General features: G+C 72.0%; 17 protein-coding genes and 3 pseudogenes. 11 read left to right on the top strand and 9 right to left on the bottom strand.

Going from position 1 to position 19490, the window contains the following annotated elements:
* Positions 1-11: 11 nt before the first annotated feature.
* A complete protein-coding gene (locus IF17_RS0130560; RefSeq protein ID WP_030572891.1) occupies positions 12-1196 on the top strand; it encodes a cytochrome P450 in 1185 nt (394 codons plus the stop codon).
* Positions 1197-1254: 58 nt separating this feature from the next.
* On the opposite strand, the gene IF17_RS0130555 is transcribed toward IF17_RS0130560, so the two are convergent.
* Positions 1255-1974 (bottom strand): hypothetical protein, encoded by a 720-nt coding sequence (locus IF17_RS0130555; RefSeq protein WP_030572887.1) that lies wholly within the window; start codon positions 1972-1974, stop codon positions 1255-1257.
* A 314-nt stretch (positions 1975-2288) separates the two neighbouring features.
* On the opposite strand from IF17_RS0130555, the gene IF17_RS0130550 reads away from it, so the two are divergent.
* Genes IF17_RS0130550 through IF17_RS0130540 form a run of 3 tightly spaced genes read left to right on the top strand, consistent with a single transcriptional unit; the run spans position 2289 to position 5800 of the window.
* The gene (locus tag IF17_RS0130550) at positions 2289-4010 is read left to right on the top strand and encodes a bifunctional phosphatase PAP2/diacylglycerol kinase family protein (RefSeq protein ID WP_030572883.1); all 1722 of its coding nucleotides are present in this window, start codon (positions 2289-2291) and stop codon (positions 4008-4010) included.
* Positions 4011-4047: 37 nt separating this feature from the next.
* Entirely contained in the window at positions 4048-5001 is a 954-nt protein-coding gene (locus IF17_RS0130545; protein WP_030572879.1) for a YihY/virulence factor BrkB family protein, read from the top strand.
* A 1-nt stretch (position 5002) separates the two neighbouring features.
* Entirely contained in the window at positions 5003-5800 is a 798-nt protein-coding gene (locus tag IF17_RS0130540; RefSeq protein ID WP_030572876.1) for a phosphatase PAP2 family protein, read from the top strand.
* Between the two features lie 123 nt (positions 5801-5923).
* On the opposite strand, the gene IF17_RS0130535 is transcribed toward IF17_RS0130540, so the two are convergent.
* Positions 5924-6463: a TetR/AcrR family transcriptional regulator gene (locus IF17_RS0130535; RefSeq protein ID WP_051884170.1), complete on the bottom strand. Its 540-nt coding sequence runs from the start codon at positions 6461-6463 to the stop codon at positions 5924-5926.
* Positions 6464-6758: 295 nt separating this feature from the next.
* On the opposite strand from IF17_RS0130535, the gene IF17_RS0130530 reads away from it, so the two are divergent.
* The 4 genes from IF17_RS0130530 to IF17_RS0130515 are packed head-to-tail and all read left to right on the top strand — an operon-like array spanning position 6759 to position 11599.
* Positions 6759-7337 carry a (2Fe-2S)-binding protein gene (locus tag IF17_RS0130530; RefSeq protein WP_030572872.1) on the top strand — a complete coding sequence of 193 codons (579 nt, stop codon included), beginning with the start codon at positions 6759-6761 and terminating at the stop codon, positions 7335-7337.
* On the top strand, positions 7334-8326 hold the full coding sequence (locus IF17_RS0130525; protein WP_030572870.1) for an FAD binding domain-containing protein: 993 nt from the start codon (positions 7334-7336) through the stop codon (positions 8324-8326). Before IF17_RS0130530 ends, IF17_RS0130525 begins: the two co-directional genes overlap by 4 nt.
* Positions 8323-10476, top strand: a complete 2154-nt coding sequence (locus IF17_RS0130520) for a xanthine dehydrogenase family protein molybdopterin-binding subunit (protein ID WP_030572868.1) — start codon at positions 8323-8325, stop codon at positions 10474-10476. The genes IF17_RS0130525 and IF17_RS0130520 overlap by 4 nt, the downstream gene beginning before the upstream one ends.
* Positions 10469-11599 (top strand): XdhC family protein, encoded by a 1131-nt coding sequence (locus IF17_RS0130515; RefSeq protein ID WP_030572865.1) that lies wholly within the window; start codon positions 10469-10471, stop codon positions 11597-11599. The genes IF17_RS0130520 and IF17_RS0130515 overlap by 8 nt, the downstream gene beginning before the upstream one ends.
* A gap of 22 nt (positions 11600-11621) precedes the next feature.
* Here the strand turns inward: IF17_RS0130515 and IF17_RS0130510 are convergent, their stop codons facing one another.
* The 5 genes and pseudogenes from IF17_RS0130510 to IF17_RS1000000140440 form a co-directional block, all read right to left on the bottom strand.
* Positions 11622-11894, bottom strand: a complete 273-nt coding sequence (locus IF17_RS0130510; RefSeq protein WP_030572862.1) for a DUF3253 domain-containing protein — start codon at positions 11892-11894, stop codon at positions 11622-11624.
* Between the two features lie 59 nt (positions 11895-11953).
* Positions 11954-12358 (bottom strand): hypothetical protein, encoded by a 405-nt coding sequence (locus IF17_RS0130505; protein WP_051884167.1) that lies wholly within the window; start codon positions 12356-12358, stop codon positions 11954-11956.
* A 375-nt stretch (positions 12359-12733) separates the two neighbouring features.
* A pseudogene (locus tag IF17_RS1000000139975) lies at positions 12734-12922 on the bottom strand (MBL fold metallo-hydrolase); the annotation flags it as partial.
* Positions 12923-12961: 39 nt separating this feature from the next.
* Positions 12962-14659 carry a hypothetical protein gene (locus tag IF17_RS1000000139085; RefSeq protein ID WP_157851186.1) on the bottom strand — a complete coding sequence of 566 codons (1698 nt, stop codon included), beginning with the start codon at positions 14657-14659 and terminating at the stop codon, positions 12962-12964.
* 498 nt (positions 14660-15157) lie between these two features.
* Positions 15158-15303: pseudogene (locus tag IF17_RS1000000140440) on the bottom strand (IS5/IS1182 family transposase); the annotation flags it as partial.
* 665 nt (positions 15304-15968) lie between these two features.
* On the opposite strand from IF17_RS1000000140440, the gene panD reads away from it, so the two are divergent.
* Positions 15969-16394 (top strand): aspartate 1-decarboxylase, encoded by a 426-nt coding sequence (panD, locus tag IF17_RS0130490; protein WP_030572850.1) that lies wholly within the window; start codon positions 15969-15971, stop codon positions 16392-16394.
* A 41-nt stretch (positions 16395-16435) separates the two neighbouring features.
* Positions 16436-16789, top strand: coding sequence for a GNAT family N-acetyltransferase (locus tag IF17_RS0130485; protein ID WP_030572848.1), 354 nt, complete (start codon positions 16436-16438; stop codon positions 16787-16789).
* Between the two features lie 41 nt (positions 16790-16830).
* Here IF17_RS0130485 and IF17_RS01000000136755 read toward each other — a convergent pair.
* Positions 16831-17601 (bottom strand): annotated as a pseudogene (locus IF17_RS01000000136755) (PIG-L family deacetylase).
* Positions 17602-17846: 245 nt separating this feature from the next.
* Here IF17_RS01000000136755 and IF17_RS1000000138140 point away from each other — a divergent pair.
* Positions 17847-18059, top strand: coding sequence for a hypothetical protein (locus IF17_RS1000000138140; protein WP_053558226.1), 213 nt, complete (start codon positions 17847-17849; stop codon positions 18057-18059).
* Between the two features lie 39 nt (positions 18060-18098).
* Here IF17_RS1000000138140 and IF17_RS0130475 read toward each other — a convergent pair whose 3' ends face one another.
* Positions 18099-19484: a type III PLP-dependent enzyme domain-containing protein gene (locus tag IF17_RS0130475; protein WP_030572846.1), complete on the bottom strand. Its 1386-nt coding sequence runs from the start codon at positions 19482-19484 to the stop codon at positions 18099-18101.
* Positions 19485-19490: the final 6 nt, after the last annotated feature.

Below are 19490 nucleotides of genomic sequence, written 5' to 3'. Positions count from 1 at the left end.
AGGAGTTCACGATGACCACCACCGACCCGTCGTCCCTGGTCCCCCTGCACCGGCTGCACTTCGAGGAACCGGGCCCGCCCCGGCTGGGGGAGCTGCCGGGCGGAGCCCCCGCCTGGCTGGTCAGCCGGTACGCGGATGTCCGCCAGGTGCTCTCCGACCCGCGCTTCGGCCGGTCCCGGCTGTACGCGGCGGACGCCCCGGCCCTCTCCGACGTACCGGACCTCGTGAACAACCCCGACCTGATGTTCAACCAGGACGGCCCCGACCACCTGCGGCTGCGCCGGACCCTGCGCCGCGCCTTCACCCCGAGGGCCGTCGCCCGCTGGCGGCCATGGATCACCGACATCGTGGAACAGCTCCTGGACCGGTTGGAGGACCGGCCGCAACCGGGCGACGTGGTCGAGGAGTTCACCCTCCCCCTCCCCGTGGCGGTGATCAGCCGGCTGATGGGCCTGGACGCGTCCGCGCGCGACCGGATGCGCCACTGGAGCGAGCACGCCTTCTCCGACGGCTCCCACTCCGGGGAGGAGGTGGAGTCCGTACTGAAGGAGTTCGGCGCGTTCGGCGCGGAGCTCCTCACGGAGCGGCGGCGCGCCCCCGGCGACGACCTGATCAGCAGCCTGGTGCGGGCCGCCGACGACGAAGGCGGTCTCCCCGAGGCGCAGTTGGTGAGCCTGGTCTGCGGGCTCGTCGTCGGGGGCCACGACAGCACGATGACCATGCTGGGCAACGCACTGCTCTACCTCCTCGGCGAACGCCCGGAGAGCTGGCCCCGCATCGGCGCGGACGAGGAGGCGGCCGGAAGGGCGGCGGACCGCCTCATCCACCTCGTCCCGCTGGGCGACGACCGGGGAACGGCACGCCACGCGGCCGAGGACACCGAGGTCGGCGGGGTGGTGATCCCGGCCGGTGCGGTCGTGCTCGCGGACTGCGGTGCCGCCAACCGCGACCCGGCCGTCTTCCCCCGCCGCACCCGCGACGACCTGTTCGCCCCGCTGGAGGCCCCCACCCTCTCCTTCGGGGCCGGGGCCCACTACTGCCTGGGCGCCTGGCTGGCCCGTACGGAACTCCAGATCGCCCTGCACCGCCTCTCCGCCCGCTTTCCGGACCTGCGCCTGACGGAGCCGGCGGAGACGGTGATCTGGCGTACCGGGACGACGTCCCGCAGTCCGTTGCGGCTGGGGGTGCGCTGGTAGGAGGGACCGGCCTCAGCGGACCTGACGGACCAGCCTCAGCGGAGCTGACGGACCGGTCTCAGCGGACCTGTTCGAAACTCGTGCCGTAGGGGCCGGCCTTGACGCGCAGCGTCTCGTACCCGCCGTCGCCCTCGTTGCCGTACTTGCTCCAGTACTGGCAGGTCAGACCGGAGTCGGCCTCGAAGTCGACGGCCGTGGCGGCGGGGAACTCCTCGCAGGCGAGCTTGGACGCGTCGGAGCGGCCGGACCCGCTGCCGTACTGCTCGAACAGCTGGTCGTAGACGACCTTCGCGACGAGCAGACCCTTGAGGGGCTTGGCGTTGTAGAAGGTCATGAAGCCTCCTTCCTTGTACGAGTCGCTGATCTTGACCTCGTACGGGATGACAGCGCCTTCGTAGGTGACGTTGCAGGTGCTCACGGCACCGGCCTTCTGCGTCACCCCGTCCGGGCACTCGGCGCTGGTTTTGCCGGGCACCTTCACCCGGCCGAGGACCTGCTCCTGGAGCTTGTGCTCCACCCGCTCGGTGAAGGGAGCGCTGTTGTCCGGCTTGGGCAGGACCTTGAGCTGCCCGTCGGAGGAACTGTCGAGGACGTCCTTCTGCGGGCCGTCCACGGCGACGGGCAGCGGCGCGGCCTGCGGGGCGGCGGTCGTCTCCTGCCCGGTGTCGGGCTTGGAGCCGGCGGGGGCGGCGGCCGTCCCGGAGGAGTCCCCGGAGCCGCAGCCGACCGCGAGGATGCCGACGGCGGCCAGTCCGATGAGCTTCTTGGTGTAGTGCATAAGCGCAGCCTAAAAGTCGCCACGGACTGCTCCGGGGCCTGCGGAAAGGGGTGGAGGCGGCCCGACCGCCCTGCGAAAGCGGGACATTGTGGAGGGAAACCTTCCACTTCGCAGCGCCCCACCCGTCCCCCAGGCACCTGACGGTGGCCCAGACGAGAAGGGGTCGTAGCGCGACTGTGACGCCCGAGGCGCCACCGGGCGGTGGCCGCCGCCATCTGGCAGGTCTGTCCGGCCACCGTCAGGGCACACGGCGTAACGCCGGGGAAGAACAGGCTTCCCCGGCCCGCCGTCCGGCGGAGGACCCGGGGGACCCGATGGAGACCAGCACGCCCGCGAGAGCGACCGAACCGCCCGGAACCCCGGCTCCGCCACGCCTGGGCCACTCACCGGCCCTGAGCAGCGGCGCGGGCCGCGCGGTGGCGCGGATCGCGGCGTTCGCGGTCTGCCAGGCGGCGATGATCGCGGGCCTCGGCCTGCTGATCACCGGGCCGGCACGGAACCTGTGGCCGCTCTCCGCCGAGGACGCGCTGAACGACGCCTTCGAACGCGTACGCAACGACGCACTGACCACCGCATCGGCGATCGCCTCAGGGGCGGGGGACACCCACACCGTCGTCGGCGTCACCGTGCTGTGCTGCCTGGCGCTCCTCCTGGTGCCGCCGCTTCCCCGGTGGCGCGCGGCGCTCTTCCTGGCCCTGGCTGTGTGGCTCCAGTCCCTGGTCTTCCTGCTCATCACGGAGGCCGTGGACCGGACACGCCCGGACGTGGAGCGCCTGGACGCCTCGCCTCCGACGTCGAGCTACACCTCCGGGCACACCGGGGCGGCCACCGCGCTCTACGCCGGTCTCGCCGTCCTGGTGCTGTCCCGGGTCCGTGGCCGCTGGGGCAGGCCGGTGGCCGTCCTCCTGCTGCTGATCCCGCTCCTGGTGGGGCTGGCCCGGCTCTACCGGGGCATGCACCATCCCAGCGACGTGGTGGCCGGTCTGCTCAACGGGGGGCTCTCGCTGTTCGTCGTCGGCCGTGCCGTGCTCGCCGACGACGCCTGGGCCGCCCGGCCACCGGCCGACGCGGTGGACATCGCCGTCGCGGCCGCCGAGCGCCGGCCCGGCCCGTCGCGCGAGCCCGCCGTGGTGATCGTCAACCCGACCGTCACCGACACCGCCACCCGTGACCGGCTGCGGCTCGTCCTCGCGCAACGGGGGCATACCGACGTGACGTTCCTGGAGACCACCGAGCGCGACACCGGGGGCGGCCAGGCGGCGGGCGCGGTGCGCGGCGGAGCGGGCCTCATCGTCGCGTGCGGCGGCGACGGCACCATCCGCGCCGTCGCCGACGCGTTGGCCGGAACCGGTGTCACGCTGGCCGTCGTGCCCTGCGGTACGGGCAACCTGCTGGCCCGGAACCTGGGGCTGCCCCTCGACCCCGCCGACGCCCTGGCCGCCGCGCTCACCGGCGAGCCCCGCGCGCTGGACCTCGGCACCATCAGCGGCGACGGGATCGCCCGCACGCACTTCACGGCCATGTCGGGAGCCGGACTCGACGCGGCGGTGATGGGCTCCACCTCCGACCGCGCCAAGTCGGCGCTCGGCTGGCCCGCCTACGTCCTGGCCGGACTCGGCGAACTGCGGGGCCCCCGGATGCGGCTGGCGGTCGCGCTCGACGGCGCACCGGCGCTGCACCGCACCGCCCGCATGGTCCTCATCGCCAACATCGGCACCGTCCAGGGCGGTACGGCCCTCGTCCCCGGCGCCCGGCCCGACGACGGGCTGCTGGACCTCGCGCTCTTCGACCCCCGAGGTGCGGGCGGCTGGCTGCGGGCGGCGGTCGTGCTGCTGCGCGGATCGCGGCCCACCGGTACCGCGACCGGAGCGCACGGGGGCCCGGTCGAGTTCTTCACCTTCCGCCGCGCCGAACTGACCTTCACCCGGCCTCAACCCCGCGAAGTCGACGGCGACCCCGTGGCTCCCGGCCGGCGGGTCACCGCGGAGGTCAGGCCCGGCGCCCTCACCGTCCTGCTGCCGGCAGGGGAGAAGTGATGGCATCCACCGTTCCGCCGCCCGCCCAGGAGAAGTGATGGGAACCGCGACCCGGGTGCCGGTCACCCACGACATGACCGGCGACGAACTCTCTGCCGACGAGGCCCTCGTGGCGCTCCGCCGGTACGGCCGCTGGCCCCTGCTGCGCGACGCCTTCGTACGCTTCCGTTACGCCGACGGCTTCAGCCACTCCCGCGCGCTGGCCCTCCAGACGATCCTGGCGATCATCCCCTTGGTCATCGCGTTCGTGGGCCTCTCCACCGCGCTGCACACCGAGAACGTCGGGCGACTCGCCGAGCTGACGATCCGCAGCCTCAGCGAAGGGCCGAGCGCCCCCGTGGTGGACGAGGCGCTGGACCGCAACCGGCGCGGCGACGGCGACGGTGCCGAGATCGCCCTCTGGTTCGGACTCCTCTTCTCCCTGGTCAACGTCACGACGGCGATGTGCCAGATCGAGCGCGGCGCCAACCGGATCTACGGGGTGGAGCGGGACCGGGTCTTCCACCTCAAGTATCTGCGCGGCCTGGTCATGTCGTTGAGCGCCGGGATACCGCTCGGCATCGCCTCGATCATGATCGTGGCCGGCGGGGACTTCGTGAGAGCCGCCACCACCGTCTACGGGCTGGGCGACGGCGCACGGACGGCCTGGGACCTCCTCCGCATCCCGCTCGGCCTGCTGCTCGCCCTGATCTCCGCCAGCGCGATCTTCCGGCGCTCGCCGCGCCGCCGGCAGCCCGGGTACACCTGGCTCGCCTTCGGCGCCGCCGTGTACCTGGTGCTCTGGACCCTGCTGACCTGGCTGCTCAGCCTCTACCTCCAGCTCAGCGGCTCCTTCGACACGGTCTACGGACCGCTCAGCCTCTTCATGGCCCTGCTCCTGTGGTCCTACCTGACCTCCCTGTCCCTCTTCCTCGGACTGTCCTTCGCCGCCCAGCTGGAAGCCGTACGCGCGGGGAAACCCGGCCCGATCACCGCCGACCCAGGAACCTGACATGCCGACACGCACCACCGCCGCCCCGGACCCCCGGGAGCAGCGCACCCGCCGCGCCGACCGCCGGTTCGGCGTCCGCCTGCTGGGAGCCGTGGCCGCCGCTGCCGCCGCCGCGATCCCCTTCGCCCTGCTGCTCGTCCTCGTCGAGGCGAACTGGCCCCCGCTGCGCCGCGTCGACGCGGGGGCGGCCCGTCGGCTGCACGAGGTCGCCCTCGAACACCCGGCGTGGACCGGTACGTTGCGGATCCTGTCCGACTGGGTGTGGGACCCGGCGACCCTGCGCATCGCTGTCGCGCTGCTCACGCTCTGGCTCCTGTACCGACGGGCCTGGCGCCTTGCGGCCTGGGCGGCGGTGACGGCGGCCGGCGGAGCGCTGACCGGCGTGCTCGTGAAGGTGGTCGTGGAGCGGGCGCGGCCGTCGCTGGAGGATCCGGTCGCGCAGGCACCCGGCTACTCCTTCCCCTCCGGGCACGCGATGACGGCGACCACCTCGTTCGCGGTGCTGCTCCTGGTGCTGCTGCCGATGGTGCCGCGCGCCTGGCGCGCGCTCTGCTGGGGTGTGGCGGGGGTGTCGGTCCTGGGCGTGGGCTTCACCCGGATCGCGCTGGGCGTGCACTGGTTCAGTGATGTCATCGGCGGCTGGCTGCTGGGCGCCGCCGTGGTGGTCCTGACCGGCTGGGCCTTCGAGGCGTGGCGGGCGGATTCCGGCCGCCGCCCCACGAGCGTGGCCGAAGGGCTGGAACCCGAGCTCACCGACGGGGACCCGGAGCCGTCGGACCCGGCGCCCCGCCACGGTTGAGCCCCGGCGCAGGCCCGCCACGGTTGAGCCCCGGCGCAGGCCCGCACGGTTGAGCCCCGGCGCAGGCCCGCACGGTTGAGCCCCGGCGCAGGCCCGCACGGTTGAGCCCCGGCTCCGTACCGCTCAGCGGCCGGGTGCCCCCGCGCGCAGCCCGTCCATCACGAAGTCCAGCAGCCGGGCGGCCCGCGGCTGCCACTCCTCCTGCGGATCCAACTGCCACAGGCCCGCGATGGCCAGGAAGAAGTCGTCCGGGGTCACCCCCGGGCGTATGGTCCCCGCCTCCTCGTTGGCGCGGAGCAGCGTTCCGGCGGCCTCCAGCACCGGGGCGGGGCCGGGCTTGGCCGGGCCGCCCGGGGCGCTGGTGACCAGCCGGATCGCGTCCGCCAGGCCCGCCTTGGTCATGGCGAACCCGGCGAGCCGGTCCATCCACTCACGCAGGGCCGCCTCAGGTTCCCGGGTGCCCAGCAACTCGCCTGCCGCGTCGGCCACTTGCTGCATCTCGTAGCGGTAGATCTCCAGGACGAGCGCTTCGCGGTGCGGGAAGTTGCGGTAGAAGGTGCCCTGCCCGACGCCCGCCTTCTTGGCGATCGTGCTCAGCGGGACGTCCGGGCGCACCGTCAGTTCGGCCATGGCGACACGCAGGATGCGCTCGCGGTTGCGCACCGCGTCCGAGCGTGCCGGCGTGTCCGAGCGTGCCGACGTGTCCGAACGCGGGGGTGCGTCCGAACGCGCGGGCGCGTCCTTCCTCGGCTGGGACACGCATCCTCCTCCACGGGTTCGTGGCCGAATCCCGTCCTTGTTAAGCGGACAGCTGTCCGTTACGTTGAATGGCGAAGCGGACAGTGGTCCGGTTAGGGCCACCCTAGCGCGGCCCGCCACCTGTAGGCACCCGGTGGCGGCTGCCGGACCGCTGCCGCAGCGCCGATCTCCTGTCACCGGACACCGAAGAAGGCTGATCATGGCCCCAGTACCCTCGTCGACCACCAGCACGATCACCCTGAACATCAACGGCGAGAAGCACCACCTGTCCGTCGACCACCGCACCACCCTGCTCGACGCCCTGCGCGAGCGCCTCGACCTCACCGGCACCAAGAAGGGCTGCGACCAGGGGCAGTGCGGGGCCTGCACCGTCCTGCTCGGCCGACGCCGCGCCGTCGCCTGCCTCACCCTCGCCGTCGCGGCCGAGGGGCGCGAGGTCACCACCATCGAAGGCATCGCCGACGGCGACGACCTGCACCCCGTCCAGCAGGCCTTCCTCGAACTCGACGGCTACCAGTGCGGCTACTGCACCCCCGGCCAGATCTGCTCGGCCATCGCCGTCATCGAGGAGCACGCGGCCGGCTGGCCGAGCGCCGCCACCGACGACGTACGCCCCGGGCCGACACCACCACCGCTGACGCCCGACGAGATCCGCGAACGGATGAGCGGCAACCTGTGCCGCTGCGGCGCGTACGTCTCGATCGTCCAGGCCGTCTCCCGTGGTGCCCAGGCCCACGCGGAGTCCCGTACGGCAGCAGCCGAGGAGGCCGCCGCGTGAAGGAGTTCGACTACCGGCGCGCCCACGACGTCACCGGCGCGGTCGCCCTGCTCGCGGCCGACCCGGACGCACGGTTCCTCGGCGGCGGCACCAACCTCGTCGACCTGATGAAGTCCGGTGTCGAGCGGCCCGCCCTCCTCGTCGACGTGACCGAACTGCCGCTGGACCGCGTCGAGTCCACGGCGGACGGCGGTCTGCGCATCGGAGCCACCGTCACCAACAGCGACCTCGCCGCCCACCCCGAAGTCCGCCGCCGCTACCCCGCGTTGACCCAGGCCGTCCTGGCCGGGGCCTCAGGGCAGCTGCGCAACATGGCCACCGTCGGCGGCAACCTGCTCCAGCGCACCCGCTGCGGCTACTTCTCCGACGTGAGCGGGCCCTGCAACAAGCGTGTCCCGGGCAGTGGTTGCCCGGCCGTCACCGGTGAGCACCACAACCACGCGGTGCTCGGCGCCTCCGACCACTGTGTGGCCGTGCACCCCTCCGACATGGGCGTGGCCCTGACGGCGTTCGACGCCCAGGTGGCGTACGAGAGCCTCGACGGGCCGGGCGAGATGCCGCTCACCGACCTCTACCTCCCCGTCGGCGACACCCCGCACCGCGAAACCGCCCTCCCGCCCGGCGCGTTGATCACCCACATCACCCTCCCTGCGGCGCCCGTCACCGCGAACTCCCGCTACCGCAAGGTGCGCGAGCGTGCCTCGTACGCCTTCGCCATCGGCTCCGTCGCCGCCGCGCTCGACATCGAGGACGGGCGCTTACGCGCAGCCCGGCTCGCCCTCGGGGCCGTCGCCTCCCGGCCCTGGCGCGCCCGCGCGGCCGAAGCCGTCCTGACCGGCGCACCGGCCACCGGCGCGACCTTCGCCGCCGCCGCGGACGCCGAACTCGCCGTCGCCAGGCCGCTGCCCGACAACGGATACAAGGTGACCCTCATGCGCAACCTCATGGTCTCCGTCCTGACCGAACTGGCGGAAGGGGACGCCCGATGACCACCACCACACCGGGCCCCCAGGCACGGCACACGGCAGTCGGTACCGCCCGCACCCGCGTCGAGGGCCGCGACAAGGTCACCGGCGCCGCGCGCTACGCGGGCGAGATCCCCCTCGCCGACCTGGCCCACGGCTGGCTGGTGCTCTCCACGGCCACCCGCGCCCGCATCGTCACGATCGACACGGCCCCGGTCCTCTCCATGCCGGGCGTCCTCACCGTGCTGCACCACGCCAACGCCCCACGCCTGCACACCGATTACGTGGGCATGCTCGGCACCCCGCCGGACCCGGCCGCCGTCGTCTTCCAGAACGACCAGGTGCCGTTCGCCGGCTGGCCGGTCGCGCTGGTCGTCGCCGAGACCCCTGAACAGGCCCGGGAGGCGGCCGAGGCGCTGGTCGTGACGTACGACGAGGAGCCGCACGCCACCGCGCTGATCGCCGACGACCCCGCCGCCTACGCTGCCGCGGGTCACATGCCCGCCGAGACGGAGAAGGGCGACCTGGAAGCCCAACTCGCCGCCTCCGCCGTCGTGCTGGACGAGGAGTACACCACTCCCGAGGAACAGCACAGCATGATGGAGCCGCACGCGGCGACCGCGATGTGGGACGGCGGCCGGCTGGAGGTCGTCGACTCCAACCAGGGCGCCGGCTGGGTCCAGTCCGAGCTGGCCCAGCTGTTCTCCCTCGACGCGTCCTCGGTGCGGGTGCGCTCCGAACACATCGGCGGTGGCTTCGGCAGCAAGGGCCTGCGCGCCCACCAGGTGTCCGCCGTGATGGCCGCCACCGCCTTGCAGCGGCCTGTACGTGTGGTCTTGACGAGGCGTCAGACGTTCTCGCTGGCCGGCTACCGCAGCCCCACCACCCAGCGGGTCAGGCTCGGCGCGGATCCCGACGGCAGGCTCCGCGCCCTGGAGCACCGCTCGCTCAACCAGACCTCGACCGTGTACGAGTTCGTGGAGCCGAGCGCGGGCGTCGCCCGGGTCATGTACGACGCCGACGCGCACCGCACGGCCAACCACGTCGTACGGCTCGACGTGCCGTCCCCGACCTGGATGCGGGCGCCGGGGGAGGCACCGGGGTCGTTCGCGATCGAGTCGGCCCTCGACGAACTCGCCGAACGCGCCGGTCTCGACCCGGTCGAGCTCCGCCTGCGCAACGAGCCCGAGGTGGGCCCCGTCTCCGGCCTCCCCTTCAGCACCCACAACCTGGCCGCCTGCCTCCGCGAGGGTGCCCGCAGGTTCGGCTGGGCGGACCGCGATCCCCGCCCAGGGATCCGCCGCGACGGCCGTTGGCTGCTCGGCACGGGGACGGCGGCAGCCTCCTTCGGTGCCGGAGCCATGCCCTCCACGGCCCTGGTCACGGCGGAGGCGGACGGCTCGTACACCGTACGGATCGCCGCCGCCGACATCGGCACCGGCGCCCGTACCGCGCTCACCCTGATCGCCGCCGACGCCCTGGAGACCACGCCTGAACGGGTCCGCGTCCGCATCGGCGACAGCGACTTCGGCCCCGCGATGATCGCCGGCGGTTCCATGGGCACCCGCTCCTGGGCCTGGGCCATCACGGCGGCCGCCGCCGAACTCCGGGAGCGGCTCGCGGGGGCCCCGGACATCCCGCCGGAGGGGATCACCGTGCGCTCCGACACCACCGCGGCCCTCGGCGCCCTTGCCCAGAAGGAACGGCACGCCTTCGGCGCCCAGTTCGCGGAGGTCGCCGTGGACACCGCCACCGGCGAGGTCCGGGTCCGCCGGATGCTCGGCATCTTCGCGGCAGGCCGGATCGTCAACCCGCTCACCGCCCGCAACCAGCTGGTCGGCGGGATGACGTGGGGCATCTCCATGGCCCTGCACGAGGAGGCGGTCCGCGACCGGAACACCGGCCGCCACTACGCTCCCGACCTCGCCGGCTACCACGTGGCCACGCACGCCGACGTCCCGGACATCGAGGCGGACTGGGTGGAGGACCACGACCCGGACGACCCGGTCGGCATCAAGGGCGTCGGGGAGATCGGCATCGTGGGCGCGGCGGCGGCCGTCGCCAACGCGGTCTGGCACGCCACCGGCGTACGGCACCGGAACCTCCCGATCCGCCCGGACCGCACCCTCGCAGTCTCGGCACCGCAGCCCCGCAACGGAGCGGCGGATGCTTGACATCGCCGACGCACTCCACCGCTGGACGGCCGAGGGCAGGGAGTACGCGGTCGCCACCGTCGTCTCCGTCGACGGCAGCGCCCCGCGCGGTCCCGGCGCCGCGCTGGCCGTCGACAGCGAGGGCACGGCGATCGGCTCGGTCTCCGGCGGCTGCGTGGAAGGCGCGGTCTACGAACTGTGCGCCCAGGCACTCCAGGACGGCCGGTCCGTCCGCGAGAGCTTCGGCTACAGCGACGAGGACGCCTTCGCGGTGGGCCTGACCTGCGGCGGAGTCCTGGACATCCTGGTCACACCGGTCCGTGACGAGACTCCGGAACGGGCGGTGTTCCAGGCCGCCCTCTCCGCCGCCACCTCCGGCGGGACGGCGGCCCTGGCCCGGGTCGTGACCGGCCCGGCGGAGCTGCTCGGGCGGGCCCTGCTGGTCCGCCCCGACGGCACCCACGAGGGCGGGCTCGGCGGCCCCGCCGACCTGGACCGTACGGCGGCGGCCGAGGCCCGGGCGCTCCTGGACACCGGCCGGACGGGCACCGTCACCCTCTCCGAGGACGGCTCGCACTGCCCCGGCGGGCTCACCCTGCTCGTCGAGTGCAGCGTGGAGCCGCCCCGCATGATCGTGTTCGGGGCCGTCGACTTCGCCGCGGCCCTGGTGCGGGCCGGCAAGTTCCTGGGCCACCACGTCACGGTGTGCGACGCCCGGCCCGTCTTCGCCACCCGGGCCCGCTTCCCCGAGGCGGACGAGGTCGTCGTCGACCTGCCGCACCGCTATCTGCGCGGCACCCGGACCGACGGGCGCACGGTGGTGTGCGTCCTCACCCACGAGGCCCGGTTCGACGTGCCGCTGCTCACGGAGGCGCTGCGGCGTCCGGCCGCGTTCGTCGGTGCGATGGGCTCGCGCCGGACCCACGAGGACCGGCTGCGGAGGCTGCGCGAGGCGGGGCTGGACGAGGACGAGCTGACACGCCTGCGGTCACCCATCGGCCTGGACCTCGGGGCCCGTACGCCTGAGGAGACGGCCCTGTCCATCGCCGCGGAGATCGTGGCGGCCCGGCGCGGCGGGACGGGCCTGCCGCTGACCGGCGGGGCGGAGCCCATCCACCGGGACCTGGCGCGGTCGGCGGCCTGAGGTCTGCCCGGCCCGGCCGGCCTCAGCGCAGGCGCCGAATGCGGATCGGCCCGTGCGCCCCGTCCGGATCGACGGGCCGGCCACCCTGGGTGATCTCCACCTCCCCGGCCGCCACCAGCCGCCGCGCCGCCCGGCGGACCGGCTCCATGAGCGCACGCCAGCCGTCGTCGTCCCCGTCGTAGACCGCACGAGCGGCGTCGGAAGGGCAGATGGTCGCGGTGGGCGCGCGCCCGTCGAGCAACTCCAGGATGGCCTGTTCGAGCCGCTGGTCCTGCTGCTGCCCGGTTCCGGTCATGCGGCGAGTGTCCCATCGGTCCCGGAACGCCGCGCGGGGAACGCAGTGCACTGACCCGGTCAGCGGGCTCGCTCGACGCGTCCCCGGGACACCAGTCGACGCAGGGCGAGCCGAGCCACGGGCGCGTACACCACGACAACCGCCGCCGGTCCCTCGAGACGCAGCTCGGTCTCCGCTCCGAACGGCGCGCGATCCCGTACGGCATGCCACAGCCGCATCCGCACCGGCCCCACCCGAACCCGCCAGCACCAGGTGCGCGCCTCATGGTCGACAGCCTCGACGACGAAGTCGACCCTTGGCCCGACGACGGGCACCACCCGACCACGCATCCCGGCCCGCAGTTCCGCCTCCGCCTCCACGGCCCGGATCTGCGGAGCCCAGGTCGGCCAGCAGGCCGTCCGTACGTACCGCTGCCAGACCGTCTCCGCGCTCGCCGGGCCCACGGCGCGTACCGTTGTTCTCACGACCTCACCCTGCTCGTGGCGACCATCTGCTGCAAGCGGGAGGCGCTGCCCGGCTGAGCAGCTCCGCGGTGTCGCTGGCGCGCTGCAGGTGAGCGATCACGGTGTCTACCTCGGAGGAGTAGCGGACGGGAGCCCGGTGTCCGGGCCGTCAAGAGGAGAGGATCCGCAGAATCCGCGATTCGGCCCGGCCGGAGTTCGCCAGCAGATGCCGCCACTCACCCCGAGGCACAGAGGCGCTGCGAGGTGCCCGGATCGGCTGCCGCTCATTCGGCTCTGGCAGGAGGCATGTCTGTCACCGCGTTACGCAGGTGGCCCCAGGGACGGCACGTCGCGCTCCGGGCGGACGGGTGACGTGCCCTCGCGGCGGCCAGGCCCGTTGTGGGCGTGGGTGCAGACGATCGCGGTGAGCCTGGGGGCGCCGACGACGTCGACGATGGCCTGCGCATCGTGGGCGGGGTCGATGACGACGGCCTCGTGGTCGTCCCGGACGATCCATACGTTGTTGTCGAAGTCCCAGGTCCCGTTGTCGAGAGCGAACTGCCCCGATGTGAGGAGCCGTTCGATGCGAGCGGCCGTAAGAGCACCACCATCGAGCGCAGTACGTCACCTCACAGTCGGCTCGATGAGGAGGCCACTCGGACGCCTGGGAATGACGTCGGAGGTTGCGCTCAGAGGATCGAATCGGCTCGTCACCTCCGGAACAGTCGAGAAGGTCTGCCCCAAGGCGGTCGCGGTCCGGAGCCGCGCGTTCATTTGGCGGGCCTGATTGGCGTATCCGCCGTGCTGGGCAACAATCTGTTGGAAACGCCGTACCGCGTCGTCGAGCATCCCGCAGTCCCTCGAGGCTGTCGCGTACAGGGCGGCCAAGTCGCAGGCCACCAGTTCTCGGTTGGCTTTGCCGATCTGGAGCGACAGATCGATGAACCGCTCGAGCGCCCTGTCGATGCGGCGGAGAACCTCGGGCTGAGAGGGATCCAGGGTCACATCAGAACGGCGGACACTGAACCCCAGTTCGACCTCCAGTTGGGCGCGTGCAAGCGTGAAGTGGATCTCCGGATCCTCCTGAGTCGCGGCGATGCGTTCCATTCGGGCGACGGCTCGATGGGCACGTTCCCTGTTTCCACCGCGCAGCGCCTCGTGATGGGCGATCCGTCCGTACGCGTCGCTGAGATCAGGAAGGTACGTTGCCTCATGCGGACGATGATGCTCCAGGTGGAGGGCGGCGGCGAGGTAGCCCTGCACGGCGGCGCCATGGTGGCCGAGCGCACCCAGCATGAAGGCACGGCCGGCCATGCCCTTGAAGACGCTCCAATCCTGGACTCCCCTGGGGCTGTATCGAAGTGCTTCGTCCTGCCGCGCTCGGGCGAAGCGCAGAGCGTGGATATTCTGCGGTTCGAACGTGGCGAAGTAGGCGAGACCGAGAAAGCGCAATCGGGTGTCCACTCCGGCCGCGGCAACGTCCGGAATCAAATGTCCTGCATGGTGGAGCAGGAGTGGCAGTACCTCACGCTGATTGCTGTCGATTGACCTCTCCAGCTGGTCGAGTGACTCGTGCGGGTCATCAGCGAGTTCGACGGCCTCGGCGGTCACGAGATTGCCGGTCAGCTCCGCCAGGTCCCGTAATGGCGCGAGCGGTGGTCGATGCGCGGTCGTCGCCAGCCAGTTGACGGCACGTCCCGCATCTCTATAGCGCGTATCCTTGTTCCCCGCTCGATACACGGGAGCGTCGTCATCTCTCCGGGACGATGGGGTGCCACGGCTGCCTGAACGATTTCGTGCCAGGGCCAGTAGGGCGTCCGCTGCCCGGTCCGGATCCCGCGACATCAGGCACTCGGCCCGTACGGCTTCCCAGAGTTCTTGCGTATCGAGTCGGTCAGGTGCAGGTGTTCCCTCGACAGCCGATGCCACATCGGAACTCATGATCAGCCGCGCCATTGATGCGTCGACGTCGAGGATCCGACGATGAACTTGGCGCGCCGACAGCCCCATCTCTCGCGCGAGACTCCGCACGTCCGTTCGCTCGCCACGTAGTCCGGCTGCATCGATCCAGAGCGCGGCGTCCGAAGCGGTGACGCCGGCAGCGGCTCTCTCACTCACCAGCAGGTGCGCGAGGAGTGCTCGCACGGCGGGCGGCTCAGCCGAGCCGAACACCTTCCGTGCCAGTTCGGGCTTGGGTACCTCGGTCAAGCCGATGGCTTCGGCGCCGTTCAAAGCGCGTACACAGCGCAAGTCCAGCAGGAGCCATTCTCGAATTGCCCTGACGTCAGTAGCCGCCAGCGCAATCACCTCGGGGTCGGTCACGCGTGCCTCCGGGCTCACCAGGCTTCCGTGTGGACGTTTCTCCGAACGCCTTGCTGTCCGTCATCGAATCAGCAGGGTCAGTATCGTTCCGGCCGCGGTGACGACCGCGGCAACGGCCGTGAGGTACGCAGCAACTACGTGATGGTGTGCAAGGTTCCTACCAGCATCTGGCTGAGTGGGATCCGAAGCGGGAGTCCGGTCTGCCTGGTTGCCGGGTGCATGGACGTGCCCGCCGCCCCTTGTTCCAGCAGCGTTTCGACCGCGAGCGTTCGATGACTCCATCGTGATCCATCCCATCTGTCTGGCGGGAAATTGCCTAAGACAGAGCGAACCAGGGCCGGATGAGCAGTGGTTGCCAGTTCGCGATTGTGCGACATGGTGGGACAGCGAGGCACTTTCACCCTGCCTCCGAGTCGGCCTGACGGAGGGTTAGGAAAGCCTGCAACGAGAGAGGTGGATGTGAGTGGTGGAGCATCACAGTTTCTGGGGGAGTCGTCAGGTCTTGAGGGTGGCCATCGCCTGTTCGACGAGTGCGTGGATCTTCACGTGGGACCGCTCAGCAGCCTGCTGGACTGCAGAAAGTGTCTCCAGCGCCCTCAGTAGGGCACCTTCACGGGGCCGCTGGCGCCGGGAAGGCCGTCTTCTGTGGATCATGGCCTGAGTCAGTGGGAGAGTCGCGCCGTGCGTAACGTCCAGGTCCTTGCCGTTCCCTTCGGACGGCTGCTGTGGGCTCCCGGCGCTGCCCGGCTTGACTCACGATCCGACCGCTGCCCGGCAGCACGGAATCATCGGGAACCTCGCAGATATGGGGCTCCGGCGCTGGGCGGCTCCTTCAGGCTGGTCGCCGCATCGAGTCGCGTTCGGTTCCAGCCGGATCTCGGTGGTTCATGACGCCCGCTCCGCGCTGCTCCGAAGAGCCGTCGGGTGGGCCGTATCCATGGTCGTGGGAATCGGCGGCTTGGCTGCCCGCGATCCGCTGCTGATGACCGTGCCGCATCGAGCTCCCGTATGCCTGCACTGTCCTGCCAGGAGTTTTGGAGGCATGCAACCGTTGTGAGGGTGACAGTGGTCACGGATGACCGCAGGGGAGATCTGCGTAGGCTTGCACAGTCGTCGCGGTGGGGCTCGGCAGCGGGGGCGGGCCCTCTCGGCACCACCTGGCGAAGCGTCAGGAACGTCGGCAAGAGGTCAGCGTGAGTCCTGAAACCCTGGAGAGAGCTGCCCTGACATGCGACTCGTTGTAGGGTGAAGAAACAGCCCTTGACTTGCAAAAACGCAGGCAGGGAGCCTTGAATCCTGGAGTACTCCGATGATACGCACCATGTTCAAGTCCAAGATCCACCGGGCCACCGTCACCCAGGCCGACCTGCACTACGTCGGCTCCGTGACGATCGACGCCGACCTGATGGACGCCGCCGACCTGCTGCCCGGCGAGCTGGTCCATATCGTTGACATCGACAACGGCGCCCGCCTGGAGACGTACGTCATCGAGGGCGAGCGCGGCTCCGGTGTCATCGGGATCAACGGCGCCGCCGCACACCTCGTGCACCCCGGTGACCTGGTCATCCTGATCAGCTACGCACAGGTCGAGGACGCCGAGGCCCGCGCGTTCACCCCGAAGGTCGTCCATGTCGACGCGGACAACCGGATCGTGGCGCTCGGCACCGACGCGTCGGCCCCGGTGCCCGGGACCCGTACGGAGCGGAGCCCGCAGGCGGTCGTCGCGGGCGGCTGAACCGGCCGTCCGTACCCACGGAACGAGGAGAGCTGAAGCCCATGGCGGAGAACGCTGCTGTAGAGATCAGCGACGACCGGGAGCGCGGCACGCTCACGGCCTTCGAGGACGGGAAGACCGCCGGGACCATCGCGTACTTCGTCATGGAGCCCGCCCCGGGCGCGCTCGTGGCCGTCCATACGGTGGTCCGCCCCGAGCACGAGGGCAAGGGCATCGCCGGGGCCCTCGTCCGGAGGTTCTACGCCATCGCCGCCGAGGAGGGTGTCCCCGTCGTGCCCCTGTGCCCGTACGCGGCGAAGTGGGCGCAACGCCACCCTGACGAGGCACCCGCGGCTCCGGAGGAGCTCGTACGGGAGGCGGAGCGGCAGCTCAAGGACCATCCCGAACTGTTCTGAGGGGGTGGTGGCCGCCCGAGACCGCCTGGGCGTCCGCCGCCTCACGCGGACAGCGACGTGTCCGCCGCTCCCCGGGGTGCGAGGTCCTGGCGGATGTACCACTCGGTGCTCAGCACCTGGTGCTGAACCTACGGAGGCAGAGCGGCGATCCGGCCGGGCGCGGCGCCTCGTTCCACCTCGCTGCGGTGGGCGAGGATCGCTGCGAGCTTCTGCGGGAGCCAGGGCGCGACATCCACCGTCGTGGTGATCCACGAGTCGTCCGAGACGTAGAACGCGTCGGTGGGCGTGCCCGGCCGGCCCAGGCGCCTGCCCACCTCCTCTGCGGCCGAACGCGGGTGCGTGGCCAGGTAGAGGGCGCTCGGCTGCCACGGTTCACCGGCTTCGGGGAAGAGCCGGGCGAGCCCCGCCGCCCGGACTGCCAGGGCGGTGACCCGGTGGGCGTGTACATGGTCGGGGTGGCCGGTCATGCCGCCGTAGGGATCCGGGGCGATCACGACCTGCGGCCGTACGGCACGGATGTGGCCCACCACGGCGCCCACCGCCTCGTCCAGCGACGCGTCCAGGAACCGGGGCCGCCCCGGGGCCGACTCCGGTACGCGTGCGTCCGCGTAGCCGAGCAGCCGGGGCGCGCCCGCGCCCAGAATCTCCAGGGCCCGGGCGAGCTCGGCGGCCCGGTGGCTTCCCTCCACCCAGGTCGCGGTGACCACAGCGGTCCGCGCGCCGGCCGCCGCGTGCCGGGCCAGTACGCCGCCCGAGAAGAGGGACTCGTCGTCCGGGTGGGCGTGGACGGCGAGCACGCTCGGCAGGGACATGGAGGACGCCTTCCTGTCGGTCCGGTGGGGCCGCAGCCTCACACCTCCGGTCGAACCCGGGTGTCTTTCGTCCCCGTCACCTGCAACTGCCGCAGCAGGATATCCGCGTGGCCCACCTCGACGGACCCGGAACCCGTACTCCCTCACCCGGCTTACGTGTGGACTCGGCAGGCGCGGGCAGCCGCACCGGGAGACGGTGGAGGAAAGCTCCATCTGTCCGTTTCGTGCCGTTGTGGAGGATCGAAATGACCCACCCGTACCCCGACCCCGTACCGCCGTCGCCGACGCCTCCGCCCGTGCCGGGTCCGCCCACCCCCGTGCCGAGCCCGCCGCCCGTGCCGCCGGGGCCCGCCCCGGTGCCGCCCGGCCCGGCCCCGGACCCGATTCCGCAGCCTCCGGCGCCCGGCCCCGACCCCGTACCGGACCCGGAGCCGCAGCCCGAGCCCGCCGGGTCGTAGAGGAGTGGCCTGGGGGCTCCGTGTGTACGGAGCCCCCACTCAGCCCAGCCCCGTCAGCGCGTCCGCGTGTGCCAGGCCGCTCTCCGCGGCGATCGCGTCCATCGTCTGGGCCTCCCGTACCGTCGCGAACACCACCTCGCCCTCCGGCGCCGTCGAGCGGAAGCCGTACACCGCCGGGCGCGGCAGGCTGTTGTACGCCCACGGGGTGGAGAAGTAGTACGCCCCCGTGTCGTACAGGACGACGAAATCGCCCTCGGCCAGCTCCGGCAGCTCGCGGCCGTGCGCCACCACATCGCCCGCGAAGCAGCACGGCCCCGCGATGTCCTGTGCCAGCGGCCGTCCGCTTTTCGGCGAGCCGTCCTCCGTGAACGCCCCGACCCGCAGCGGCCAGGAGTCGGGCATGAAGACGGTACGGGTGGCGGTCTGCGCCCCCGCGTGGGTGAGCGCGATCCGGCGTCCGCCGGCGTCCTTCGTGTACTCCACCCGCGCCCCGATGAAGCCGTTCTTCGCGAGCAGCGACCGGCCGAACTCGGTGACCAGCGCGTACCGGCCGGAGAACAGGCCCGGGGCCGCCGCCGTCAGCGCGTCCACGTACGCCGCGTACGTCGGGTGCGTGGTGTCGTCCGTGAAGTTGACCGGCAGCCCGCCGCCGATGTCCAGGCTGGTCACCTGCCGGGTGCCGAGGCGTTCGTTGATCTCCTCGGCCAGTTCGTACGTCTGCGCCACGCCCGCCGCGATCAGCTCCAACGGGCAGCCCTGGGAGCCGACATGGGCGTGCAGGCGGGTCAGCCACGGGCGCGCCTCGAAGGCCCGTACGACCGCCTCGCGGGCGCCCGGATCACGGAGCGCCACCCCGAACTTCGAGGTGTCCGTCGCCGTGGACATCGGGCCGATCGCCCCGCCGCCCACCTGCGGGTTGACCCGCAGTCCGAGGACGGAGGGGGCGTCGCGGTGCCGCAGTGTGTCGATGCGGCGGAGTTCGTCGATGCTGTCGGCGTTGACGGCCACCCCGAGGGCGAGCGCCAGCCGGATCTCCTCGCGGGTCTTGGCGGGGGAGTCCAGGACGATCGTCCCCGGAGCGAAACCGGCCTCGACGGCGAGCCGCAGCTCACCCGGGCTCGCCACCTCGCACCCCATCCCGCAGTCGGCGAGCAGCCGCAGGACCGGGACGAGGGAGGAGGCCTTGGCCGCGAAGGTGTGCAGCACCCCGGGGCTGTGCGCGAACGCCGCCCGCAGCTCGGCGACGGACGAGCGCACCCCGTCCGTGTCGACGAACCCGGCCACCGGGCGGGACTCGCTCAGCAGGCCTTGGCCGACGGCCGCCCGGACGGCCGCGTCGAAGCGGACGGCGGGGCGCGCGAAAGGCGGTGTAGGTGGTGTGGGTGTCTTTGTCGTACGGCCGGAGTCGGTGATGGCTCCCCCCACAGGTCT

Origin of the sequence: Streptomyces cyaneofuscatus, assembly GCF_000718135.1 — a bacterium.
In the GTDB taxonomy this organism is placed as follows: domain Bacteria; phylum Actinomycetota; class Actinomycetes; order Streptomycetales; family Streptomycetaceae; genus Streptomyces; species Streptomyces cyaneofuscatus.
Note: the sequence above shows the minus strand (reverse complement) of the source record. Positions and strands in the feature narration are given on the sequence as shown.